This window comes from Streptomyces sp. NTD91 (assembly GCF_059510455.1).
On sequence record NZ_JCAJZW010000026.1, the window covers coordinates 79,771 to 103,620 of the forward strand.

23 protein-coding genes are annotated in these 23,850 nt (G+C 70.6%); 10 read left to right on the top strand and 13 right to left on the bottom strand.

Annotated elements, in window-relative coordinates; genetic code table 11:
- Window positions 1–34: 34 nt before the first annotated feature.
- The 3 genes from AC5WRT_RS24925 (at window position 35) to AC5WRT_RS24935 (ending at window position 2,392) form a co-directional block, all read left to right on the top strand.
- Window positions 35–1,417, top strand: coding sequence for a hypothetical protein (locus AC5WRT_RS24925; protein ID WP_496100610.1), 1,383 nt, complete (start codon window positions 35–37; stop codon window positions 1,415–1,417).
- A gap of 141 nt (window positions 1,418–1,558) precedes the next feature.
- A complete protein-coding gene (locus AC5WRT_RS24930) occupies window positions 1,559–2,167 on the top strand; it encodes a DUF4383 domain-containing protein (RefSeq protein ID WP_496096598.1) in 609 nt (202 codons plus the stop codon).
- A gap of 9 nt (window positions 2,168–2,176) precedes the next feature.
- Window positions 2,177–2,392: an FmdB family zinc ribbon protein gene (locus AC5WRT_RS24935; protein ID WP_496096599.1), complete on the top strand. Its 216-nt coding sequence runs from the start codon at window positions 2,177–2,179 to the stop codon at window positions 2,390–2,392.
- Here the strand turns inward: AC5WRT_RS24935 and AC5WRT_RS24940 are convergent.
- From AC5WRT_RS24940 to AC5WRT_RS24950, 3 genes are read right to left on the bottom strand one after another with little or no spacing between them, the layout of a single operon-like run.
- Window positions 2,389–3,204, bottom strand: a complete 816-nt coding sequence (locus AC5WRT_RS24940; protein ID WP_496096600.1) for an HAD family hydrolase — start codon at window positions 3,202–3,204, stop codon at window positions 2,389–2,391. The two genes, AC5WRT_RS24935 and AC5WRT_RS24940, sit on opposite strands and share 4 nt — an antisense overlap.
- Window positions 3,204–5,648, bottom strand: a complete 2,445-nt coding sequence (locus AC5WRT_RS24945) for a phosphoribosyltransferase (protein WP_496096601.1) — start codon at window positions 5,646–5,648, stop codon at window positions 3,204–3,206. The genes AC5WRT_RS24940 and AC5WRT_RS24945 overlap by 1 nt, the downstream gene beginning before the upstream one ends.
- Window positions 5,645–6,811, bottom strand: coding sequence for an HpcH/HpaI aldolase/citrate lyase family protein (locus AC5WRT_RS24950; RefSeq protein WP_496096602.1), 1,167 nt, complete (start codon window positions 6,809–6,811; stop codon window positions 5,645–5,647). The genes AC5WRT_RS24945 and AC5WRT_RS24950 overlap by 4 nt, the downstream gene beginning before the upstream one ends.
- A 187-nt stretch (window positions 6,812–6,998) precedes the next feature.
- On the opposite strand from AC5WRT_RS24950, the gene AC5WRT_RS24955 reads away from it, so the two are divergent.
- Window positions 6,999–7,736 carry a TerD family protein gene (locus tag AC5WRT_RS24955; protein ID WP_496100611.1) on the top strand — a complete coding sequence of 246 codons (738 nt, stop codon included), beginning with the start codon at window positions 6,999–7,001 and terminating at the stop codon, window positions 7,734–7,736.
- A 10-nt stretch (window positions 7,737–7,746) separates the two neighbouring features.
- On the opposite strand, the gene AC5WRT_RS24960 is transcribed toward AC5WRT_RS24955, so the two are convergent.
- The 6 genes from AC5WRT_RS24960 to AC5WRT_RS24985 all read right to left on the bottom strand — a co-directional run bounded on the left by AC5WRT_RS24960 (window position 7,747) and on the right by AC5WRT_RS24985 (window position 12,322).
- Window positions 7,747–8,481 (bottom strand): TerD family protein, encoded by a 735-nt coding sequence (locus AC5WRT_RS24960; protein WP_496096604.1) that lies wholly within the window; start codon window positions 8,479–8,481, stop codon window positions 7,747–7,749.
- Window positions 8,482–8,625: 144 nt separating this feature from the next.
- Window positions 8,626–9,765 (bottom strand): DUF475 domain-containing protein, encoded by a 1,140-nt coding sequence (locus AC5WRT_RS24965; protein WP_496096605.1) that lies wholly within the window; start codon window positions 9,763–9,765, stop codon window positions 8,626–8,628.
- A 129-nt stretch (window positions 9,766–9,894) separates the two neighbouring features.
- Window positions 9,895–10,473 carry a TerD family protein gene (locus tag AC5WRT_RS24970; protein WP_496096606.1) on the bottom strand — a complete coding sequence of 193 codons (579 nt, stop codon included), beginning with the start codon at window positions 10,471–10,473 and terminating at the stop codon, window positions 9,895–9,897.
- A 106-nt stretch (window positions 10,474–10,579) separates the two neighbouring features.
- A complete protein-coding gene (locus AC5WRT_RS24975) occupies window positions 10,580–11,155 on the bottom strand; it encodes a TerD family protein (RefSeq protein WP_496096607.1) in 576 nt (191 codons plus the stop codon).
- 138 nt (window positions 11,156–11,293) lie between these two features.
- The gene (locus AC5WRT_RS24980) at window positions 11,294–11,752 is read right to left on the bottom strand and encodes a peroxiredoxin (protein WP_496096608.1); all 459 of its coding nucleotides are present in this window, start codon (window positions 11,750–11,752) and stop codon (window positions 11,294–11,296) included.
- A gap of 132 nt (window positions 11,753–11,884) precedes the next feature.
- Complete coding sequence (locus AC5WRT_RS24985) at window positions 11,885–12,322, bottom strand: DUF3052 domain-containing protein (RefSeq protein ID WP_330340350.1); 438 nt, start codon at window positions 12,320–12,322, stop codon at window positions 11,885–11,887.
- Between the two features lie 416 nt (window positions 12,323–12,738).
- Between AC5WRT_RS24985 and aceE the strand changes: the two genes are divergently transcribed.
- The gene (aceE, locus tag AC5WRT_RS24990) at window positions 12,739–15,486 is read left to right on the top strand and encodes a pyruvate dehydrogenase (acetyl-transferring), homodimeric type (RefSeq protein WP_496096609.1); all 2,748 of its coding nucleotides are present in this window, start codon (window positions 12,739–12,741) and stop codon (window positions 15,484–15,486) included.
- Between the two features lie 381 nt (window positions 15,487–15,867).
- On the opposite strand, the gene AC5WRT_RS24995 is transcribed toward aceE, so the two are convergent.
- Complete coding sequence (locus tag AC5WRT_RS24995) at window positions 15,868–16,173, bottom strand: small hydrophobic protein (protein ID WP_496096628.1); 306 nt, start codon at window positions 16,171–16,173, stop codon at window positions 15,868–15,870.
- A 247-nt stretch (window positions 16,174–16,420) separates the two neighbouring features.
- Entirely contained in the window at window positions 16,421–18,040 is a 1,620-nt protein-coding gene (locus AC5WRT_RS25000; protein WP_496100612.1) for an MFS transporter, read from the bottom strand.
- A 66-nt stretch (window positions 18,041–18,106) separates the two neighbouring features.
- Here AC5WRT_RS25000 and AC5WRT_RS25005 point away from each other — a divergent pair, with 66 nt between their 5' ends.
- From AC5WRT_RS25005 to AC5WRT_RS25015, 3 genes are all read left to right on the top strand, one after another.
- The gene (locus AC5WRT_RS25005) at window positions 18,107–18,742 is read left to right on the top strand and encodes a TetR family transcriptional regulator (protein WP_496096611.1); all 636 of its coding nucleotides are present in this window, start codon (window positions 18,107–18,109) and stop codon (window positions 18,740–18,742) included.
- Between the two features lie 83 nt (window positions 18,743–18,825).
- Window positions 18,826–20,043, top strand: a complete 1,218-nt coding sequence (locus tag AC5WRT_RS25010) for an alpha/beta hydrolase (protein WP_496100613.1) — start codon at window positions 18,826–18,828, stop codon at window positions 20,041–20,043.
- A 66-nt stretch (window positions 20,044–20,109) separates the two neighbouring features.
- Window positions 20,110–20,958 (top strand): DUF4429 domain-containing protein, encoded by an 849-nt coding sequence (locus AC5WRT_RS25015; protein ID WP_496096613.1) that lies wholly within the window; start codon window positions 20,110–20,112, stop codon window positions 20,956–20,958.
- Between the two features lies 1 nt (window position 20,959).
- On the opposite strand, the gene AC5WRT_RS25020 is transcribed toward AC5WRT_RS25015, so the two are convergent.
- Both AC5WRT_RS25020 and AC5WRT_RS25025 read right to left on the bottom strand, forming a co-directional pair.
- Window positions 20,960–21,976, bottom strand: coding sequence for an aldo/keto reductase (locus tag AC5WRT_RS25020; RefSeq protein WP_496096614.1), 1,017 nt, complete (start codon window positions 21,974–21,976; stop codon window positions 20,960–20,962).
- Window positions 21,973–22,437, bottom strand: a complete 465-nt coding sequence (locus tag AC5WRT_RS25025; protein ID WP_496096615.1) for a MerR family transcriptional regulator — start codon at window positions 22,435–22,437, stop codon at window positions 21,973–21,975. Before AC5WRT_RS25025 ends, AC5WRT_RS25020 begins: the two co-directional genes overlap by 4 nt.
- 97 nt (window positions 22,438–22,534) lie before the next feature.
- On the opposite strand from AC5WRT_RS25025, the gene AC5WRT_RS25030 reads away from it, so the two are divergent.
- Both AC5WRT_RS25030 and AC5WRT_RS25035 read left to right on the top strand, forming a co-directional pair.
- Window positions 22,535–23,008, top strand: coding sequence for a GNAT family N-acetyltransferase (locus tag AC5WRT_RS25030; RefSeq protein WP_496096616.1), 474 nt, complete (start codon window positions 22,535–22,537; stop codon window positions 23,006–23,008).
- Window positions 23,009–23,027: 19 nt separating this feature from the next.
- Window positions 23,028–23,849: a serine hydrolase domain-containing protein gene (locus AC5WRT_RS25035; RefSeq protein WP_496096617.1), complete on the top strand. Its 822-nt coding sequence runs from the start codon at window positions 23,028–23,030 to the stop codon at window positions 23,847–23,849.
- Window position 23,850: the final 1 nt, after the last annotated feature.

Here is a 23,850-nt window from a genome sequence, read left to right on the forward strand (position 1 = left end):
CCACCCACGGCGGACCACAGCACGGGAGAGGGATGTGACGGGGACACCGGGCACGCCAGCGACGCGGTCGTACCCGCCGTCGACCGCCGTACGGGCCCGGTCCACGGCCCTGCGCGACACCCTCGCCCTGATCGGCCTTCCGGTGCTGGCCGTGCTCACCCTGCCCGCCGCGTTCGCCGGCGGCGGCACCCGGCGCTGGTTCGGCGGCCGGGAGGGCCAGCGCGCCGAGGCACAGGCCGCGAGGGACGCCGCGGCAGCCGCGTTCTACGAACTCGACACCGCCCAGCGCGACCTGCGGATCTCCGTCGAGACCATCGCGGCCGTGGACGACTCCCCCGCTGCCCGGCGCGCCGCCGCCGACTACGCGGCGCTCGGGCAGCGCATCGACGAGGTCAGCCAGCGCTACATCCAGGCCGTCGACGCCCATGACCTGGACCGGGACGACCTGGAGGCCGCCACGGCGGCGCGGGCGCGCTCGGAGCTGACGTCCGCCAAGGACGAGCTGATCCGGGTCAAGCAGGAGCTGGACCGTTTCGGCAGCTCGCTGGGACCGCTGCTCGACAAGGCCGAGACCCGGCTGGCCCGGCTGGCGCCCGCCGTGGAGCGGGCCCGGCAGGCGCTGCTGGGCGCGAGCAACGCCCTGGACGCCGCACGGGCGAAGGGCCTGCGCGCCGACGACCTCGCCGCCCGGCTCGCCGCCCTGTCGCCCGAACTGACCAAGCTGAACCAGGGCGCCGGGCAGCACGGGGCGCAGCAGACCCTGGAGCGGGCCGAGCGGGTGCAGCGGGAGGCCGGGGCGATCCGCGCCGAGGCCGAGCGACTGCCGCAGAAGGCTGCCGAGATCGACCACCGGCTGGTCAGCCTGCGCACCCGCGCGCAGGCGCTGACCACCAGGGCCGGGCAGGTGGACCCCGTGCTCAGTGAGCTGCGGCGCCGGTTCGCGGCCGCCTGCTGGCAGGACCTGCAGCGCGTGCCCGAGCAGGCCGCGGAGAACGTACGGCAGGCCGAGCTGAAGCTCCGCGAGGCCCAGGCGGCGCGGGACGACCAGCGCTGGCCTGACGCGACCTCGCTGCTGTCGACGGTACGCGCCCTGCTGAACACCACCGACGAGGCCGTGTCGGCCGCGGGTGACCGGCTCCGGCGGCTGAACGAGGTGCAGAAGGATCCGCAGGGGGAGATCGAGCGGACCCGGTTCACGATCCGGGACGCCCAGCGGCTGGCCATGACGGGCCGTACGACCCCCGATCCCCGGCACGCCCGGTCGCTGGACGACGCGGTGGGGCGGTTGGAGCGGGCGATCGGCTCGCTGGAGGGCCGACACCCCGACTACTGGCACTTCCTGACCGAGACGGAGGCCGTCCGCCAGACGGCGGCCCGGGTGGTGGCCCGGATCCGCGAGGAGCGCGGGGGGCACTGAGGGCCGCTCGCGCGGGTGTGTGCCGGCTACCGGTCGCGGGTCGGTGGTCGGCGGCGTGGCGGGCGTGTGTTGCCGGGTGCGGTCGGGCAGGCGGATATTGGATGGACGGATGGCCTCCGCTAGCGCCCGAGGGAGGCGGACATGGCCACACACGCACCTGTGCACGCGAGGCCGCGGCGGCGGATCTCGTTCGACGAGCACCTGCCCGTCGACCACAAGCTGAACACGGTCTACCGGATCGGCGCGGGACTGATCGGCGCGTTCCTGGTCGTCTTCGGCATCCTGGGACTGATCAACCACATCGGCTTCTTCAGCCTCAGCGGTGACCGTGTCGCCGGACTGAACACCAACGGCACGCTGAGCGTGCTGTCGATCGCCGTCGGCGTGATCCTGCTGGCCGGCATGGTGGCGGGCGGGAACGTGGCGTCGACGCTGAACATGGTGTTCGGTGTGCTGTTCCTGCTGAACGGCTTCCTGTTCCTGGCCCTGCTGGACACCGACTACAACTTCCTGGCGTTCAGGATCCCGAACGTGTTCTTCAGCTTCATCGTGGGCCTGCTGCTGATGACCTTCGGCATGTACGGCCGGGTCGGCTCGACCCTCCCGCACGACAACCCGTACTGGCGGGCCCGCCATCCCGATCCGGGCACCGAACCGCCGGGGCGTGAGCACGAGACCGGTACGCCGCCGGTGACGATGCCGCTGCCCGGCGGGGAGCAGGAAGGGCCCGGGTCCGGCGGCGCCGGTTAACCTGTGCGCATGCCTCGCTACGAGTATCGGTGCCGTACCTGCGGCGACACCTTCGAACTGAACCGTCCGATGGCCGAGTCGGCCGCTCCCGCGTCATGCCCCGCGGGGCATGACGACACCGTGAAGCTGCTGTCGACGGTGGCTGTGGGCGGCACGGCCACCGCGGCCCCCGCCAGTGGCGGGGGCGGCGGTGGGAGCTGCTGTGGTGGGGGCTGTTGCGGTTAGGAGGTTGCCGCGCGCGTCGCCCTCAGGAACTCCCGTACGATCCGCTCCCCCGCCAGTACCCCCCGCTCCGGCAGTGCCGCGACGTCCGGGGCTGTCCAGCCCGTGTCGGCCAGTTCGCCGTGGCCGGGGCGCCAGCCTCGGTCGGCGGCGAGGAGGAGGTCGGCGTCCAGGAGGGAATCCCCGGCCGTGAGGGTGAGGTCGGCGCCCGTACGGCGGGCGATCTCACGGACGGCGGCGCTCTTGGTGAGCGGCCGGGGGACGGCGTAGATCTTGCGGCCCTGGAGCGAGACCGTCCAGCCGCGGTTCTCCGCCCACACCGCCAGCTCCTTGACCCACTCCTCGGGCAGCAGCTCGCGCTCGACGACGAGATAGGCGAACAGGTCCTCGGCGGCCCGGTGCTTGCGCAGCCAGGCCGGGTCGGCCGAGCGCAGCAGATGCTCGCCGACCTCGGCCGGCGGCGCGCACTCGGCGGCCAGGCGGGCCCGTACGCCCGCGTGCCAGTCGGCGTCGGTGACGCCGTCGACCAGCAGATGTCCGCCGTTGGCGCAGATCGCGTACTTCGGGGGCGGTCCGGGCAGGTTGATCCGCTGGTACTGCTTGCGCGTGCGGGTGGTCGTCGGCACGAAGACGGCCGCATCGCCGAGCTCGGTCAGCAGCTGGGCCGCCGTCTCCGTCATGTAGGACAGCGGCTTGCTCTCGTGCACCTCGACGCACAGCAGCCGGGGCGCCCGCGCGTCCGGCATGGTCAGGGCGAGGGCCGCCGAGGAGTAGATCAGCGTGCGGTCCAGGTCGCTCGCCACCAGCACCGGCATCAGACGCTCACCGCCTTGCCGTCGGCGCCCGTGGCGCCTCGCGTGTACTCGGGGTGGATCAACCCGACGCAGGTGTAAGGCAGCTCGCCGACCTCCTCGACGGGGACTCCCCTCTGCTCGGCGAGCAGCCGGACGTGGTCGAGGTCGGCGCCGGCTCCCACGCGCGCGAGGATCTTCCACGGCACCCGGCGCAGCAGCACCCGGGTGGTCTCGCCCACGCCGGGCTTGACGAGGTTCACGTCGTGGATGCCGTACTGCTCGCTGATCCGCTCCACCGCCTCCCAGCCGGCCCAGGTCGGGGTGCGGTCCTCGGCCATCAGCTCCTTCACCGCGGTGCCGACGGCGTCGGCGACCTCGGGGAAGCGGACGGAGACGGCGTCGAGGAAGGCCACGGAGACGTCCGCACCGGCGAGTTCGCGGTAGAACTTCGCGCCGTGGAAGTCGTCCGGGCCGACCAGGTCCGCGCGCAGGACGGTGCGGGAGATCAGTCCGGAGACGGTCGAGTTGAGGCACGCGGAGGGTATGAGGAAGTCCTCGCGGGTGCCGTAGGTGCGCACGCACGAGCCCGGGTCGGCGAGCACGGCGATCTCCGGGTCGAACCCGGTGATGCCCTCCTTCGCCTCGAACTCCTCGACGGCCTGGGTGAGTTCGCGGGTGATGGCGCCCTTGCCGGTCCAGCCGTCGACGAACACGACGTCGCGCGGGTCGTGGTGGGCGGCCAGCCAGCGCAGGGCGTTGGCGTCGATGCCCCGGCCGCGCACGATCGACACCGCGTAGTGCGGCAGGTCGAGGCCGTGCCGGAAACGGGCCCAGCGGCGCATCAGGATGCCGACCGGCGTGCCGGCGCGGGCGAGGGAGACCAGTACCGGGCGCGGTGACCGCTCGGCGACGACCGTCTCGGTCACCACGCCGACGGCCTGCGCGATCCGGGCCGCGGAGGCGTCCAGGGCCGCGTGGAACAGCTCCTGGTACTGCTCGCTGGGCTGGTACTCCACCGGCAGCGACTCGGCGTAGTGCGCGCCGCCGCTCTGGATGGCCTCCTCCCGCTCCTCGGTCGGCGCCTCCAGCGTGACGTCGGAGAGGTCCTGGAGCAGCCAGCCGACCTCCTCGGGCACGTAACTGGAGAATGCGGGGCCGCGGAGGGGCTCGGGCAGCATGGCCGGCCTTTCGGGAGCGTGCGGTACGTACGACGGGACGACCGCGAGCAGGACGTGCGGGGTGTGCGCGCCGAGCCGGGCCAGCAGGCCGTCGGGCGCGTGCAGGGCGGGGGTCTCGGCGACGGAGTCCACGACGGCGACGACGGCGTCGAAGCCTGCGCCCGCCACGTTGTAGGCGTAGCGCTCGCCGGGGCCGTCGGCCGGGCCGTCGTGCGCGGGGAAGACCAGCCGGGTGCGGATCGCGTATCCGGGGTCGTCCACGGCGAGGACGGGTGAGCGGGTGGTGGTCGAGAAGCGCACCTCCGCGTTCGTGACCTGCTCCAGCTCTCGGGCGAGGCGCAGGGGTGCGTACATCAGCTCCTCGCAGCCGAGCACGAGGACACGGCGGGCGCCGGGCGGCAGGGCGTCGGACACGCGGGCCGCCATCTTGGGCAGCGCGGCCTCCAGACGGGTCCGGTGGGCGGGCGTGAAACCGTGGCGACCGCCGTCGGGGAGGCCGGAGGGCCAGCGCAGGTCCACACGCACCACGTGCGCCGACCGCAGCGGCGGTTCGCAGGCGGGGGGCTGTGTCCGGTGTGCGGCCACCAGCCGCTGCCCCTTCTCCAGCACACCTTCCGGCAGCCGTACGGCCCCGGAGGCGGTGGCGACGAGATCCACCCGCGCCCCGATCTCCTCGGCGAACCGCTCCATCCGCGCTGCGTCCTCGGGGGAGCGCATGTCGACCAGGGCGACCACCACATACCGCTGCCGCGGGTGCCGCCCGTGCAGGTCCCGGATGGTGTTGAGGACCGTGTTGCCGGTGGAGAACTCGTCGTCGACCAGCACCAGCGGCCCCTGACCGGACAGCAGCTCCGGATCCTCGGGCAGCAGGAGATGCGACGTGGCGTGCGAGTGCGACTCCTCGAAGCCGCCCGCCGGGGCGACCCCGGCCACCGGCCGCCGCGTGGAGTGCAGATACGGCGCCGTACCGAGGCCGTCGGCCACGGCGTGGCCCAGTCCGGTCGCGGTCTCCGCGTACCCCAGGACGACCGCGGCGCGCGCCTCGGCCGCGGAGAGCAGCTCGGCGACCCGGCGGCCGAGCCGGTATCCATGGCCGTAGACGACCGCCGGCGACTGCGGCACATGCTTGCCGAGGACGTTCGACACCAGGAGATGGGCGCGCTTGGGATTGCGGCGCAGCGCGAGCCCCAGCAGGGACCGCAGTGCGTCGTCCCCCACGAGCTCGACCCCGAGCCGCTCGGCGGCCCAGCTGCCGGACCAGACGCCGTCGTTCACTGCGTTGCTCATGCGTTCATTCCCGCGGCGAGCAGCTCCACGAAACCGACGTCCTCGTGGGCGACCCCGAAGACCTCGGCGCGCAGCAGGGTCCGTTCGGCCCAGGCGCGGTGCGGCTTCACCTCGTTCATCTTGTTCGTGTAGGCCGACCGGAGTACGCCCCCGCCGCCGCGTTCCGGTCGGAGAATGTCCTGGGCGTCGCCGTACTCCTCGTGGCTGACCACGGACAGCGCGTGCACGGGCAGCACATGGGTGGGGTGGATGCAGGTCTTGCCCAGCAGGCCGTTGGCCTGGTCGAGGGAGATCTCCCGCAGCAGCCCGTCCATGGCGTGCTCGATCAGCTTCTCGCGCAGCTCGACGGCCTGCACCTCGAGGAAGGGGCTCTGCCTGAGCTGCGGTTTGAACATGCGCTCGGAGAGCCGGAAGTACTCCCAGACGGGCCCGGTCACGGTGAATCCGGTGCCGTCGGCCCGGCCCAGCATGTTCACGACGTCGGCGATCACCGAGGCGACGATCTGGACGTCGTAGGCGGTCATGTCGGGAGCGCGGCGCAGGCCGTAGGAGGAGCAGAAGTCGGTCACGCCGAGGCGCAGCGCCAGCACCCGGTCCCGGTACTTGTCGACCGCGCGGAAGATCCCCTCCAGGGTGTCCACGCGGGACTCGCGGTAGAGCAGTTCCGGGGACTCCAGGACCGGCATGGCGAACAGCCGGCGCCCGCACTCCGCCTCGGCGGCGGTCAGGGCCTCCAGGAAGGGTATGCCGCGCTCCTCGGTGAACTTGGGCAGCACGAATCCGGACAACAGCCGCACGGACGGCCCGAGCCGCCGCGCCAGGTCCGGGATCTGCTCGGGGGCGCGCACGCGGATGAAGAGCAGCGGCGGCTCGACGCCGGGCCGGGCGGCCAGGTCGGCGAACTGCCGGACGAGGTTCTCCTCGCCGGCCACGACGTCCGCGTCGTCGATCGAGTCCTCCAGGCACAGCACCATCGAGACCACGCCGTTCCCGGCCTGCTTGACGATGTCGTCGGCGAGCCGCGGCCGGGTGGCCGGGCTGTACAGGGTGGCGCCGAGGGCGGCGGCGAGCAACCGGGGCGAGGCGTCCGCGGTGAACGCGCACGGCTCCCGGTGGAAGAGGCGCTGCCGCACCTCGGGGGCGATGTGCCCGAAATGACGCATAGAACTCCCCCAGGGCGATGAGCCCGAGTCTCAGTGTTCGGTAAAGGGTGGCCGGTAATAGTACGTAGGGATCCATGTCGGAGGTTCCCCGCGGGCATGAATTTCCGGTGACTCGCCCGTGTCGGCGCTGTTGCGGACACTACCCCCCGCATTGTCGTGGCCAGGACCGAGAAGGCAGGATGACCGCATGACGCACGCGATGCTGAAGGGGTCGAACGTCCCGCTGGAAGCCGAGACGGTCCGCGCCGTGCTGCGCTGGGCGCCGGGGCAGGGAGTCCCGGACGTGGACGCGTCGGCACTGCTGCTGGGTCCCGACGGCCGTGTGCGCTCCGACGAGGACTTCGTCTTCTACAACCAGCCCCGGCACCCCTCCGGGAAGGTGTGGCGGCTGGGCAAGAAGCGGATCGCCGAGGGCCTGACCGACACGGTCCAGACCGACCTGCCCGGTGTCGAGCCGGACGTCGGCCGGATCCTGCTGGTCGCGTCCGCGGACGGCGTCACCTTCGACCGGGTGCCGTCGCTGTGCATCCTGCTGTACGACGCGGCGGTCGCCGACGCCGAGCCACTGGCCGTGTTCGACATCAAGCCGGAGACGGGCGCGGAGACGGCGCTGATCTGCGGTGAGCTGTACCGGCGCGGGGAGGCCTGGAAGTTCCGCGCGCTGGGCGAGGGGTATTCGAACGGGCTGAAGGGGCTGGCGACGGACTTCGGCATCTCGGTGGACGAGTCGGAGGCCGAGGCCCCGGTGGCTCCGCCGGAGCAGCCGACGTCGGCCGTGCCGCAGCAGCCGCCTGCCTACGGCTATCCGCAGCCGGTCTCGGCCCCACCCGCGTACGGATATCCCCAGCCGGTGCCGGCGGCCGTGGGGCCGGTGGATCCGAACTTCCGGCTGCCTCCGCAGGGGCCGCAGTTCATCGGGCAGTGAGGGAGCCGCCTCACCGCTCCACCTTGGTCTTGTAGCCCCGCCCCCACTGCAACCCCCACCCGTACAGCCGGTCCAGCTCGCCCTGGAAGCCGTACACGAACTTCACCTCGCGGCGGACGACCAGTTCGCCCTTCACGTTCTCGATCAGCACCACGGCGCAGGAGCGGGCCTGGGGGTGGCGTTCGTCGAGGCCTATCTCGATGTGGGGGCCGTTGCTCGGGTACAGGGTGACGATGGCGTGGGTGCGGTCGAAGGCCGGGGTCTGGTCGTAGATGTAGACGAAGACCAGCAGGCGCTTGATGGCGTCGCGGTGGTCGAGGTTGACGTACATCGTCTCGCCGGACGCCGAGCCGAACCGGTCGTCGCCGCTGAGCTTGATGTACGGCGGTGCGTTGACGTCGCCGAGATAGCCGCCCAGCGGCTGGACGACGCCCTTCGTGCCGTCGGTCAGTTCGTACAGGCAGCCCAGGTCGAGGTCGACGTTGACCATGCTCTGGCCGTGGCCGAGGACCTCCGGTGGCCTCAGAGCCTTGAAGGGGTGCCGCAGCAGGCTGGTGCGCTGGTTGGCGTCGAAGTCGGAGGTGCGCATCCGCCAGGTGAGGTTGATGCGCAGATGGCCGGTGGCCGCGCCCTGTTTGGTGAGGGACACCGTCTGGCGCCGCCCGGTGAGTTCGATGCTGTTCGTCGAGTTGCCCGCGTCGAAGTCGGCGGCGTTGGCGCCGCGCAGCCCGTCGAAGAAGCCCATTCCCGCCCCTGGTGTCCGTGTGCTCGTCGTCCATGACGCTGTCGGGGCGGCCGACCGCGTCGGCCGCCCCGATCCAGAGCGTTCCTCACCGTGCGGGGCGCCACACCCCGTCACCGCCCGGATCTGTCCCGTAGGGGAAGGGGATCACACCCCTGAGGAGATCTCGGCCTTCTCGTCGGCGCCCTCGCCGGCGGCCGCCAGGGCGCGGTTGCGGCGGACGGAGGACCAGAAGGACCAGGCGATCAGGACGACACCGACGAGACCGGTGACGACCTCGTTGATCTCGTACTGGATGGTGACCATGAGGATCACGGCCAGGGCGCCGATGGCGTAGTGGGCGCCGTGCTCCAGGTACACGTAGTCGTCGAGGGTGCCCTGGCGGACCAGGTAGACCGTGAGGGACCGGACGTACATGGCGCCGATGCCGAGGCCGAGGGCCATCATCACGATGTCGTTGGTGATGGCGAAGGCGCCGATCACACCGTCGAAGGAGAAGGACGCGTCCAGGACCTCCAGGTAGAGGAACATGAAGAACGCGGCCTGGCCGGCCAGGACGACCGCCGAGCGCTTCTTGCCGGTGCGGGCGGCCTCTTCCTCCTCCTCGTGCTCGCGCTCCTCCTCTTCCTCGAGCCGGTCCTCGAAGTAGCCCGAGAGACCTCCGACGATCATGTAGGTGATCAGGCCGGCGATGCCGGCGATCAGGACCGTCTGGGCCTTGTCGGCGTGCGCGCCACCGTGCTGGTGGGCGTGGGTGGCGAAGGTGAAGGAGGTGATCAGCAGGACGATCAGCGAGATGCAGACCGACAGCATGTCGACCTTGCCGAGCTTGGCCAGGGGCCGCTCGATCCAGCGCAGCCACTGGATGTCCCGCTCCTCGAAGATGAAGTCGAGGAAGATCATCAGCAGGAACATGCCGCCGAAGGCGGCGATGGCCGGGTGGGCGTCCGTGACCAGCTGCTGGTAGCGGTCCTTGTCGGTGAGGGCCAGGTGGACCGCGTCGTACGGGTTGAGCTTGGCGGTGATGGCGACGATGACGACGGGGAAGACCAGCCGCATGCCGAAGACCGCGATGAGAACGCCGACCGTGAGGAAGATCTTCTGCCAGAAGGCGTTCATCTTCTTCAGGATGCCGGCGTTGACCACGGCGTTGTCGAACGACAGGGAGATCTCGAGGACGGCCAGGATCGCGACGACCCCGAAGGCCTCCCACCCCCCGTAGAAGACCGCGGCGACCAGGCCGAGCGCGGTCACCGCGAACGACCAGCCGAAGGTTTTCAGAAGCACTGGCTACCCAATCGTGTGAGGGGGGCGCGCCTCCCCGCGAAATCCAGGAAGGGTCTCCCCCGCGCCGCACTCGGCTTTGCTAAACGTTGACCCGAGTCTAGAGGTGCACCCTACCGGCGGTACCACCGGCTACGAAACGTTCACCCCGAAGTCCAGGGCGATGCCGCGCAGGCCCGACGCGTAGCCCTGCCCGACCGCCCGGAACTTCCATTCGCCCTGGTAGCGGTAGAGCTCGCCGAAGATCATGGCGGTCTCGGTGGAGGCGTCCTCGCTCAGGTCGTAACGGGCCAGCTCCTGGCCGTCGGCCTGGTTCACGACGCGGATGAAGGCGTTGGAGACCTGGCCGAAGGTCTGGCCGCGCTCGTCGGCCATGTGGATGGAGACCGGGAAGACGATCTTCTCGCAGTGCGCGGGGACCTTGGCGAGGTCGACCAGGATCGTCTCGTCGTCGCCCTCGCCCTCACCGGTGAGGTTGTCACCCGTGTGCTCGACCGAGCCGTCGGGGCTCTTGAGCTGGTTGTAGAAGACGAACCACTCGTCGCCCAGCACCCGGTTGTTCGCGCCGCACAGCAGCGCGCTCGCGTCCAGGTCGAAGGGGGCGCCGGTGGTGGAACGCGCGTCCCAGCCGAGCCCGATCATGACGTTGGTGAGGTTCGGTGCGGCCTTGGAGAGGGAGACGTTGCCTCCCTTGGCGAGCGTGACGCCCATGATGCTGGTCCTCCCCTAATGGTGCTTCCCTGGTTGTCCTGCGCGTCCGGCGCCGCCCGTAAACGGTGCGGCGCCGGACGTGACAGGTGTCGGACCCCTGCCGGGATCAGACGTTGACGCCGAAGTCCTGGGCGATGCCGCGCAGGCCGGAGGCGTACCCCTGGCCGATGGCGCGGAACTTCCACTCCGCGCCGTGCCGGTACAGCTCGCCGAAGACCATGGCGGTCTCGGTGGAGGCGTCCTCGCTCAGGTCGTAGCGGGCGATCTCCTGCTGGTTGGCCTGGTTCACGACGCGGATGAAGGCGTTGCGGACCTGACCGAAGGACTGCTGGCGGTTCTCCGCGTCGTAGATCGACACCGGGAAGACGATCTTCTCGATGTCGGCCGGGACGGTGGACAGGCTGACCTTGATCTGCTCGTCGTCGCCCTCGCCCTCACCGGTGAGGTTGTCACCCGTGTGCTCGACCGAGCCGTCGGGGCTCTTGAGGTTGTTGAAAAAAACGAAGTGCTGGTCGCTGGCGACCTTGCCGGAGTTGTTCAGCAGCAGCGCGCTGGCGTCGAGGTCGAAGTCCGTGCCGGTCGTGGTGCGCACGTCCCACCCCAGGCCGACGATGACGGCGGTCAGGCCCGGGGCCTCCTTCGTCAGCGATACGTTGCCGCCCTTGCTGAGGCTGACTCCCACGGGTCCTCCATGTGGTGTCCAGGGGCGGGGAGCCCCGTCGTGCTTCGGATATGGGATCAACGAGCCGATCCTAGTGACGGGTTCCCGCACCCCGCAGGCCCTGGAACCGGAGCAGCGCGGGTGTCGGCCACGGTCGGCCTACAGGGTGTCGAGCGCCTTCACGTAGTCGTTCAGGTCGCGCGCGTCCGGCAGGCCGTTGAGCACGGTCCACCGCACGACGCCTTCCTTGTCGAGGATGAAGGTGCCCCGTACCGCGCACCCCTTGTCCTCGTCGAAGACGCCGTACGCGCGCGAGACGTTGCCGTGCGGCCAGAAGTCGCTGAGCAGCGGGTACTCCAGGCCCTCCTGCTCGGCGAAGACGCGCAGGGTGTGGATGGAGTCGTTGGAGACGGCGAGCACCTGCGTCTCGCGGTCGGAGAACTTCGGCAGGTTGTCGCGCAGCTCGCACAGCTCGCCGGTGCACACACCGGTGAAGGCGAAGGGGTAGAAGAGCAGGACCACGTTCTTCTCGCCGCGGAAGTCCGAGAGCTTCACGGTGCGGCCGTGGTTGTCCTTGAGCTCGAAGTCGGGCGCCTTGTCGCCGACCTGGATCGCCATCGTCGTGCATCCCTTCGGTGGGCTGTTCGGGTGAGCGCACAGCTGACGCTCGGGTCCACCCTACGCAGCGATCACCAGGGAGCTCAGGACGGGCCGGGGCGAAAACCGGCCCGTCCTCTCACACGGAGGAGATCACCTCTTGGACTTGGCGGCCTTCGGCGTGGCCAGGCGGCTTCCGCTCCAGTCCTTGCCCACGCTGACGCTCTTCGACGCCGTCAGGCCGGCCGTCGTGGCCGCGTCCTGGATGTCGCTCGGCTCCACGTACCCCGCACGGCCGGTCTTCGGCGTGAGAAGCAGGATCGCGCCGCCCTCTTCGATGTACGTGGTGGCATCCACCAGCGCATCCGTCAGGTCGCCGTCGTCGTCACGGAACCACAGCACAACGGCGTCGGCCACGTCGTCGAAGTCCTCGTCCATGAGGTCGCCCTCGATGGCTTCCTCGATGGCCTCGCGGAGCTCCTGATCGACGTCGTCGTCGTAGCCGATCTCCTGGACCACCTGCCCGGGCTGGAACCCCAGCCTGGCGGCAGGGTTCGTCCGCTCCTCCGCGTGGTCCGCGGTCGCGCTCACGGGTTGCCTCCTGATCATGTCTTGGTGAATATCTCAGCCACGCGCGTGCGCGAAGCATTGGCCGTAGTCCACACGGGCGGGGCGGATCGCGCAAGTACCCGGCCGTCCGGACCGCCGAAACGGTGACGATCCCGGCCGTGTCGACGCAACTCCTGGCACCGTATCCCGATTCTCGCCGACCCACATCACACCGATGTGCCCGGTTTGCCCTCTTCGAAATCCTCTCGGAATCATCCGGTGATACGCCCATCGAACAACTTTGCCAAGCACGTCACACCCCGGGCGTATCGTTGCGTTTTGACCGCTGGAGACAGTGTCGGGACACCGAGGAGATGACGTACGCCGTCCCGAGGTACACGATGGGGAACGGTGCAGGCACGAGTAAGAAATCGGCCCTCTGACAGGTAAGGAACAGCGTGGGTTCCGGATCCGATCGCAATCCGATCATCATTGGCGGCCTTCCGAGTCAGGTTCCTGACTTCGATCCCGAGGAGACCCAGGAGTGGCTCGCCTCCCTCGACGCCGCCGTCGACGAGCGCGGCCGGGAGCGGGCCCGCTATCTCATGCTGCGGCTGATCGAGCGCGCCCGCGAGCGACGTGTGGCCGTGCCCGAGATGCGCAGCACGGACTACGTCAACACCATCGCCACCAAGGACGAGCCGTTCTTCCCGGGGAACGAGGAGATCGAGCGCAAGATCCTCAACGCCACCCGCTGGAACGCCGCGGTGATGGTGTCACGCGCCCAGCGCCCCGGCGTCGGCGTCGGCGGCCACATCGCCACCTTCGCCTCCTCGGCCTCGCTGTACGACGTCGGGTTCAACCACTTCTTCCGCGGCAAGGACGAGGGCGACGGCGGCGACCAGGTCTTCTTCCAGGGCCACGCCTCCCCGGGCATCTACGCGCGCGCGTACCTGCTCGACCGGCTCACCGAGGACCAGCTGGACGGCTTCCGCCAGGAGAAGTCGAAGCACCCGAACGGCCTGTCCAGCTACCCCCACCCGCGCTCCATGCCGGACTTCTGGGAGTTCCCGACGGTCTCCATGGGCCTCGGCCCGCTCGCCGCGATCTTCCAGGCGCGGATGAACCGCTACATGCATGCGCGGGGGATCGCCGACACCGCCAAGTCCCATGTGTGGGCCTTCCTGGGCGACGGCGAGATGGACGAGCCGGAGTCGCTCGGCCAGCTGTCCATCGCCGCGCGGGAGAATCTGGACAACCTGACCTTCGTGGTCAACTGCAATCTGCAGCGGCTCGACGGCCCGGTGCGCGGCAACGGCAAGATCATCCAGGAGCTGGAGTCGATCTTCCGGGGCGCCGGCTGGAACGTGATCAAGCTGATCTGGGACCGCACCTGGGACCCGCTGCTCGCGCAGGACCGCGACGGCGTGCTGGTCAACAAGATGAACACCACGCCGGACGGCCAGTTCCAGACGTACGCCACCGAGTCGGGCGCGTACATCCGCGAGCACTTCTTCGGTGACGACGTACGGCTGCGCGCGATGGTCGAGAACATGACCGACCACCAGATCCTGATGCTGGGCCGCGGCGGTCACGACCACCGGAAGATCTACGCGGCGTACAAGGCGGCCCTGGAGCACAAGGGCCAGCCGACGGTCATCCTGGCCAAGACGGTCAAGGGCTGGACGCTGGGCCCGAACTTCGAGGGCCGCAACGCCACGCACCAGATGAAGAAGCTGACGGTCGACGACCTCAAGCGCTTCCGGGACCGGCTGCACCTGCCGATCTCCGACAAGGAGCTGGAGTCCGGCCTCCCGCCGTACTACCACCCGGGCCGCGGCACCGAAGAGATCCAGTACATGCACGACATGCGCAAGGCGTGCGACGGGTACGTCCCCACCCGCGTCGTGCGCTCGAAGCCGCTCGCACTGCCGGACGACAAGGCGTACGCGACGGTGAAGAAGGGCACGGGCCAGCAGTCCATCGCCACGACGATGGCATTCGTCCGGCTCCTGAAGGACCTCATGCGGGACAAGGAGATCGGCAAGCGGTTCGTGCTGATCGCGCCGGACGAGTACCGCACGTTCGGCATGGACTCCTTCTTCCCGAGCGCGAAGATCTACAACCCGCTCGGCCAGCAGTACGAGGCGGTCGACCGCGATCTGCTGCTCGCCTACAAGGAGTCGCCGACGGGCCAGATGCTGCACGACGGCATCTCCGAGGCGGGCTGCACGGCCTCCCTGATCGCCGCCGGCTCGGCCTACGCCACGCACGGCGAGCCGCTGATCCCGGTCTACGTCTTCTACTCGATGTTCGGTTTCCAGCGCACCGGCGACCAGTTCTGGCAGATGGCCGACCAGCTGGCGCGCGGTTTCGTCCTGGGCGCGACCGCCGGCCGTACGACCCTGACCGGCGAGGGTCTGCAGCACGCGGACGGCCACTCCCAGCTGCTCGCCTCCACCAATCCGGCGTGCGTGGCGTACGACCCGGCGTACGCGTACGAGATCGCGCACATCGTCAAGGACGGTCTGCGCCGCATGTACGGCGGCGACGCCGAGCACCCCCACGGCGAGGACGTCTTCTACTACCTGACCGTCTACAACGAGCCCATCCAGCACCCGGCCGAGCCGGCGAACGTGGACGTCGAGGGCATCCTCAAGGGCGTCCACAAGCTGAGCGACGGCACGACCGGCTCGATCCCGGCGCAGATCATGGCGTCGGGCGTCGCGGTGCCCTGGGCGCTGGAGGCGCAGCGCATCCTCGCCGACGACTGGAACGTGCGTGCCGACGTCTGGTCGGCCACCTCCTGGAACGAACTGCGCCGCGAGGCGGTGGCGTGCGAGGAGCACAATCTGCTGCACCCCGAGGAGGAGCAGCGGGTGCCGTACGTGACGCGCAAGCTCAGCGGCGCCGAGGGTCCGTTCGTGGCCGTGTCCGACTGGATGCGCTCGGTTCCGGACCAGATCGCACGTTGGGTGCCGGGCACCTACCAGTCGCTCGGCGCGGACGGCTTCGGCTTCGCCGACACGCGCGGTGCGGCGCGCCGCTTCTTCCACATCGACGCCCAGTCGATCGTGGTCGCGGTGCTGACCGAGTTGGCCCGTGAGGGCAAGGTCGACCGCTCGGTGCTGAAGCAGGCCATCGACCGGTACCGGCTGCTGGACGTGTCGGCGGCGCATCCGGGGGCGGCGGGCGGCGACGCCTAGAACCTGGCTGACCATGCGCGTCGTTGCCCGAAGGGCGGCCGCGCGGCGTCAGGTGGGTGCTCTCCGCGTGCCGGCCCCAGGCCCTCGTACTCGACGTACTCGGGTCCGGGGCCGGTGCGGCGAGTGGGGGCACCTCCCGCGCCCTTGAGGCAGTGGGGGAGCGTGCATGACGCCGCGCGGCAGACGGGAATCGTCGGACAGGCCCTGGGGCGTGTTTCGAAAGTCCCGTCTGGTCCGCGACGCCTGGCACGGCACCTCGCCGCGTTGTCGGGATCGTCCACGTACGCCCGGTACGAGGACGACCCTCCGCCCTGCGATGCACCGCACCAGACGCCGCGGACCCCGCCCTCCGGGCGGACGACGCCACTTTCGAAACACGCCCTAGAGAAGTCCGTGGCTCCACGTTGCCGCGCCCGCCAGGGCGACGATGGCCAGGAGCGTGTCTATCGCGCCCAGGACCAGCGCCACCAGGGCCGGGATGTCGCGGCCGTTGGACCAGGTGCGGCCCATGGACTGCCAGCCGCAGAACACCGCCACCGGGCCGAGGACGATGCCCAGGGCGAAGAAACCGGCCACGGCACAGATCGTGCCGATGATTCCGAGCGTCGCACGGTCCGGCCCGGTCCGGTGCCACGTCCGGCCACGTGACCGGGGGTACCCGCGCGTTCCGTGCCCGAAGCCTGCCATCATCAACTCCCTGCGGCCGTATGGACAGTTCGGCTTCGATGTGCGGGTACCCCGGTTCGCCGTCGGCAGACCTGCGCGCGCTGCCCCCCTCCTGGCAGCGCGCGACGCGGCCCGGCGTCCCCCCATGCCCTGCGGAGGACTTGACCCACTGTGACCCGCGGCGCGCGCCGGTGCGAGCGATCTTCAGCGGAGTCACCCTGATAGGGGAACTCCGCCCAAAGACCGCGGACGGCGCGGGAGGCAGCCGTCAGACGTGGCCCACGCCCACGCCCGCCTCCGCGTTCGCGCCTCGCTTGGTGAGCAGCGCGACGAAGACGGCGACCGCCGCCACGCCCGCCGCGACCAGGGAGGCGAGGCTCATGCCGGAGGTGAAGGTGTGGTGGGCGACCTCGGTGATCTTCGCGGCGATCTGCTCCGGCACGCCCTTCGGCACCGGGGCGACACCGACCTGCACCGCCTCGGAGGCCTGGTCCAGCTGACCGGGCGTCAGCCCGGGCAGACCCGCGCCCGTCCAGTTGCCCGGCAGGTCGCTGTCCACCTTGGAGGCCATCACGGCGCCCAGCACGGCCGTACCGAGGCTGCCGCCGATCTGCATGGCCGCCTGCTGGAGGCCGCCGGCGACACCGGACAGTTCCATGGGGGCGTTGCCGACGATGACCTCCGTCGCGCCGACCATGACCGGCGCGAGGCCGAGGCCGAGGAGCGCGAACCAGACGGACATCACACCGCTGCCGGTGTCGGCCTTGAGCGTCGACATGCCGTACATGGCGATCGCGGTCGCGGCCATGCCGCCGGCCAGCGGGATGCGCGGGCCGAGCTTGGTGATCGCGGCACCGGCGAGCGGCGAGCCGACGATCATCATGCCGGTGAGCGGCAGCAGGTGCAGGCCCGCGTCGATGGGGCTCATGCCGTGCACGTTCTGCAGGTAGAACGTGACGAAGAACAGGCCGCCCATGAACGCGATGGCCATGAGGACCATCAGGACGACCCCGGCCGAGAGCGGGACCGAGCGGAACAGGCCCAGCGGGATCAGCGGCTCCTCGACCCTGGTCTCCCAGAACGCGAACACGGCGAAGAGCACCACGGACGCGCCGATGAACAGCCACGTCTTCCCGTCGCCCCAGCCCCAGGTCGGTGCCTTGATCAGGGCCCACACCAGGCAGAACATCGCGCCCGAGAGCAGCGCGATGCCGAGGAGGTCGAAGGAGCGCGGGGCGTTCTCCGCGCGGTGGTCGAGCAGGATCAGCACCCCCAGGATCAGGGCGAGCGCTCCCACCGGCACGTTGATGAAGAACACCGACTGCCAGTCGACGTGCTCGACGAGGACGCCGCCGAGGATCGGGCCGCCGGCGGTGGACGCGCCGATCACCATGCCCCAGATGCCGATGGCCATGTTGAGCTTCTCGGCCGGGAAGGTGGCCCGCAGCAGGCCGAGCGCGGCCGGCATCAGCAGCGCGCCGAACAGGCCCTGGAAGACGCGGAACGTCACGACCGCGGCAATGCTGTGGGACAGGCCGATGGCGCCGGAGGCGGAGGCGAAGCCGGTGACGCCGATGAGGAAGGTCTGCCGGTGGCCGAAGCGGTCACCGAGCTTGCCCGCGGTGATCAGGGAGACCGCGAGGGCGAGGAAGTAGCCGTTGGTGATCCACTGCACCTGGGCGAAGGTGGCCCCCAGGTCCTTCTGGATGGCCGGGTTGGCGATGGCCACGATAGTGCCGTCGAGGGCCACCATCATGACGCCGACGGCGACGGTGATCAGGGTGAGCCAGGGATGGCCGCGCAGCCCCGCGGCCGGAGGCGACTCGAGCGGGGCTTTGGGCGCCGCGTCCCCCGGCCCCGTCGCATCGATGGTGGTCTGACTAGTCATACCTTCGAGGCTAGTGACAGCCTCTGACAATTGACAAATGATTTCATCCGACAGTAACTGACACGTATGGAAACACTGCGCGAACGCAAGAAACAGCGCACCCGGGAAGCGTTGTTGCGCGCCGCCCTCGAACTGTTCACGACCCAGGGGTACGAGCACACGACCGTCGACGAGATCGCCGAGGCCGTCGACGTCTCGCAGCGCACCTTCTTCCGCTACTTCGCCGGCAAGGAGGACGTGGCGTTCGCGGTCCAGGACATGACGGAGGCGCGCTTCGTCGACGCCGTACGCGCGCGTCCGCCGCACGAGGCGCCGCTGGAGGCGCTGCGGCAGGCGGTCCTGGAGGGCTGGGACGCGATCCGGGAGACCGTGGAGTCGGCCGTCCCGGTCGAGCTGTATCTGCGCATGTACCGCACGATCGAGTCGACGCCCGCGCTGCTCGCCGCGCACTTGCGCCGCTCGGCGGCGACGGAGGAGACGATCGCCCGGCTGCTGGCCGAGCGCGAGGGCGTGGACGTGGACGCCGACCCGCGGCCGCGGCTGGCCGTGGCCGTGTTCGGCGGCGTGATAAGGGTCACGGAGCGGCAGTGGTGCACGGGCGACGACTTCAGCCTGGACGCCATGCGTCAACTCACCGCGTCCTACCTCGATCGGGTGGGTTCGGCGCTCACCGGGAACTGGCGCGCGGAACGAGATCGTTGACGACCCGTTCGATCCCTGACGAAACGTGATACCGGTCACTCGGTTACCCCGAGACCCTCCCGTTCTCCTAGTGTGTCCTCCCAGTGACTTCCTTCGACACCTCCCCGCAACTGAACGTCTGGCGCGCAATGCTGGCGCTGGCCGTGGTGTTCGTGATGCTCGCGACCACCGGCTGGACCGCCCTGCGCAGCCACCGCGCGTCGACCGCACTGCAGGCCTCGCTCGCCGAGTGGGAGCACGGCAGCATCCACGGCCTCCATCTGCCGGACCCGCACGCCGCACCGGCCGCACTCAGCCGCTTCTTCGCCTCCCTCACGCCGGAGGACCAGAGCCGTCTCGCCCGCCGCTACCCGCTCGCGGTCGGCAACATGAACGGCGCCCCCGTCACCCTGCGCTACCGCGCGAACCACATCGCGCTGGAGCAGCAGCGCCGGGTCGAGCGCAAACGCATGCACGACAGCCGGCTCAGCGCGGCCGGCCAGCAGGACGCGGGCCGCCGTATGCACCGCTACGAGTCGCTGCTGACCCCCGGTCGGCACATCCTGGCCTTCGACCCCGAGGGCTCGGGCCGGATCGCGGAGGTGTTCGGGAACCTCGACGAGGCCGAGCGGATCTCCGTCGTCGTCCCCGGCGTCGACACCGATCTGCTCACCTTCCAGCGGACCGACCGGCAGTACACCGCCCCGGTCGGCATGGCCAAGGCGCTGTACGCGGCGGAGCGCGCGCAGAGCCCCGCGGCCCGGACGGCCGTGATCGCCTGGGCCGACTACACCGCTCCCGACGGACTCGGCGTGGACGCGGCCACCGGCCTGCGCGCCGAGGAGGGCGCCGTACGGCTGAACGCCCTGCTGGACGGTCTGCCCGGGCGGGCCCCGGTGGCGATGGTCTGCCACAGCTACGGCTCGGTGGTCTGCGGTGTCGCGGCGCACGAGATGCCCCGCCGGGTGACCGACATAGCGGTGGCGGCGAGCCCCGGCATGCGGGTCTCCAGCGCCTCCCACCTGGACACCGGCGCCCGGGTGTGGGCCATGCGCGACGCGACCGACTGGATCCAGGACGTGCCGTATCTGGAGCTCGGCGGGCTCGGGCACGGCGCCGATCCGGTGTCCTCCGCGTTCGGCGCGCGGGTGCTGTCCGCGCGGGACGCGCGGGGTCACGCCGGCTATTTCCAGCCGGGCACGGACAGTCTGCGCAACCTGGCCGACGTGGCCGTCGGGGCGTACGACGCGGTGACGTGTGCCCATGAGAACGACGTGTGCCGAGCCGGTCTGTCCGGCGCGTCTGATGCCGGACGCGCGTAGAAGCAGCAGGAAGTGCGGTCTGCGCGGGTGGCGACGGAGGAGCACGTGCCGCATACGATGAGCCGCATGGGTGACGTACTGGCGGGATTTCATGCCGTCTGGGAGTTCGGGTCCGACTCCGTGCTCATCCGTTACGAACGGGGGATTCGGACACCGAAGCTGTTCCAGGCGCTCGGGGAGCGGCGGGTCCCGCTGCCCGCGGTCGAGGGCGTGACGATCAGCCCGGGCAGGCGCGGCACGGTCGTGCTGCGGCTGCTGCCGCGGCCCGGCGCGGATCCGCTCATGGAGGCGGCGGCCGGGCAGCTGAAGGAGGGCTCCGATCCGTACCGGCTGGTGCTGCCGGCCGAGCGGGAGACGCTCGCCGAGTACTACGCGGACGAACTGAAGGGGCTGCTGACCGAGTCCGGCCCCGTGGAACACCACCTGGTGCCCGCGCCCGAAGTGCCGCTGTCCTTCAAGGCGTACGACGGGAAGGCGAGCTTCGACGGTACGGCCGTGCAGTTCCGCTGGTCCTGGACGGGGGCATCGTCGACGAAGTGGAAGGCCGGCGACCAGAGTTTTCCGGTCACGGAGCTGAGCGGGGTGGAGTGGCGGTCGCCGGAGGTGTTCGAGGGGCACCTCAGACTGCTGAGCAGGTCGGCCGACGCGACGGCGCGCGTGCCGGCCGACCAGGATCCGGCGGCGGTGGTGTTCGGACTGGGATACGGGCCGGTGCACGAGTCGCTGCCGTTCGCGGCGGCCGTCCTCGCCGCCGTACGCTCCAGGGGGCCGGTGCCCGTGGCACCGGCCCCGTCACGACGCGACCCGGCGGACATCGCGGAACGGATCCGCCATCTCGGTGAGCTGCACCGGTCCGGGCTGCTCACCGACGAGGAGTTCTCCGCCAAGAAGGCGGATTTGCTGGCGGAGTTGTGAGCTATTCGCGGCCCGCGGAAGTGAACGCCATGTCCGCGTAGCGCTCGCCCGCCACCCTGCCCGCGATCGGCTCCAGCCGGGCCAGTTCCTCGTCGGTCAGGGTGAGGCCCGTCGCCGCCACGTTCTCCTCCACCCGGTGCGGCTTGCGGGTGCCCGGGATGGGCACCACGGGAAGGGCGTCGACCGTCGCCCGCTGCTGCACCCAGGCCAGGGCGACCTGGCCGGGGGTGGCGCCGTGGGCCTCGGCGACGGCGCGGACCGGCTCCAGCAGGGCCGCGTTGGCGGTCGCGTTGGCGCCGGTGAAGCGGGGCTGCTGACGGCGGAAGTCGTCGGCGCTCAGTTCCTGTTCGGCGTGCGTGAAGGAGCCGGTGAGGAAGCCGCGGCCGAGCGGCGAGTAGGGCACCAGGGCGACCCCCAGGTCCCGCGCGGCCGGTACGACCCTCGCCTCGATGTCCCGGCTGAACAGCGACCACTCCGACTGCACGGCCGCGATCGGGTGCACGGCGTGCGCGGCGCGCAGTTCGTCGGCGGTGACCTCGCTCAGCCCGAGATGCCTGACCTTGCCCTCGCGGACCAGCTCCGCCATCGTGCCGACGGTCTCCTCGATCGGGACCCGCGGATCGCGGCGGTGCATGTAGTACACGTCGATCACGTCGACGCCGAGCCGCTTCAGACTCGCCTCGACGGCCTGGCGGATGTACGGCGCGTCGTTGCGGATGATCCGCTTGGTCGGGTCGTCGTCGGGGATCGACAGCGCGAACTTGGTGGCGATGACCACCTCGTCCCGGTGCGCCTTGAAGAAGGGCGAGAGGAAGCGCTCGTTGTCGCCCGCGCCGTAGGCGTCCGCCGTGTCGTACAGCGTCACGCCCAGCTCCAGCGCCCGCTCCAGCGCGGCGCGCGCCTGGCCGGCGTCCGTGGGGCCGTACGCGAAGCTCATGCCCATGCAGCCGAGGCCCTGGACACCCACCTCCGGTCCGCCCTCGCCGAGTCGTACCGTCGGAATCCTGGCGTCGGTCATCGCGTGGTCCCCTCCATCGCGTAGAAACTGATCTTGCGGTCGAGCACGGCGAGCGTGTCCCGCAACTCCTCGATACGGTTCAGCACGTCCCGGCGGGTCGACTCCAGCAGCTCCCGGCGTTCCCCGTAGGTGCTCTCGCCCTCCCGGACCAGCTCCGCGTACCGGACCATGTCCGCCACCGGCATGCCGGTCAGCCGCAGCTTGGTCACGAAGTCCAGCCAGTCCAGGTCGCGGTTGCTGTAGCGCCGCTGGCCGGTGTGCGAGCGGTCGACGTGCGGCATCAGGCCGATCCGCTCGTACCAGCGCAGGGTGTGCGCGGTCAGGCCGGTGAACGCGACGACCTCGCTGATCGTGTAGCGGTCCTGGCCGTCGGGGCGTGGATGGCGCCTGGGCGGCGCGGAGCAGATGTCGGCGGGGGCCGTTCGCGCGGTGTCCGCTGGCGTGGTCTGCATCACCGTCATGACCACCACGCTATGGGGTTGGAGTGCGCTCGAAGCAAGCGGATCCGGTAAGAAATCCCCAGGACCCGGGCCACGCCGCGGCACTAGCGTGCGGCACATGAGTCTTGTACGCCGGGCCGTGCCCGAGGATGCCACGGAAGTGCTGCGACTGCGCCAGGTCATGATCGATTCCATGTTCGAGGCCGGGGGCGGGCCGACCGACTGGCACGCCGAGTCCCTGCCGGTGCTGCGGGAGCGACTGGCGGACGCGGACGGGGACTTCGTGGCGTTCGTCGTCGATCACCCGGACCGGCCGGGCGCGCTGGCCGCCCTGGTGTGCGGGGCGCTCGAATACCGCATCGGCCGTGCCGGGAACCCGCGCGGGCGGGTCGGGCACGTCTTCAGCGTCGCCACCGACCCGGACGCCCGGCGGCGCGGTTACGCGCGCGCGTGCATGGAGGAACTGCTGCAGTGGTTCCGGGAGCGGGGTGCCGGGCAGGTCGACCTGAACGCGTCCGCGCAGGCCGAGCCGCTGTACGCGTCCCTCGGTTTCGTGCGCAAGCCGGACCCCTCGATGCGGCTGGCCCTGTGAGCCGCATAGGCTCGCCGGCATGTCGTTGCAGAGCCTGGCGCTGATCGAGAACTGGCCCGTCCCCACCGCCGCGGCGGGCGTCGTACGAGCCGACGGGACCGTCCTCGGGACGCACGGCCCCGTCGGACACCGCTTCGCGCTGGCCTCGGTCACCAAGCCGCTGGCCGCGTACGCGGCGCTGGTCGCGTACGAGGAGGGTGCCATCGAGCTGGACGAGCCGGCCGGACCGCCCGGGTCGACCGTCCGCCACCTTCTGGCCCACACCTCCGGGCTGGCCTTCGACGAGCACCGGGTGACGGCGCCCCCCGGTGAGCGGCGTCTCTACTCCAACGCCGGGTTCGAGCAGCTCGGCGACCACATCGCCGCGGCGACGGAGATTCCGTTCACCGATTATCTGCGGCAGGCGGTGCTGGAACCGCTGGGGATGACGTCGACGTCACTGGAGGGCTCCCCGGCGAAGGACGGCGTGTCCACCGTCTCGGACCTCCTGCGGTTCGCGGCCGAGGTGCAGGCGCCGCGGCTGCTGGACCCGCGGACGGTGGCGGAGGCGATGAGCGTGCAGTACCCGGGGACGAAGGGGGTGCTGCCGGGATACGGGCACCAGAACCCGAACGACTGGGGGCTGGGCTTCGAGATCCGCGACTCCAAGTCCCCCCACTGGACCGGGACTTCTTCGTCACCACGAACGTTTGGGCATTTCGGGCAGTCCGGTACGTTCCTGTGGGTCGACCCGGACGCGGGGGCGGCCGGGGTTGCCCTGACGGACAGGGCCTTCGGTCCCTGGGCGGTCGAGGCGTGGCCGGTGTTCACGGACGCGGTGCTGGCGGAGCTGCGCAACTGAG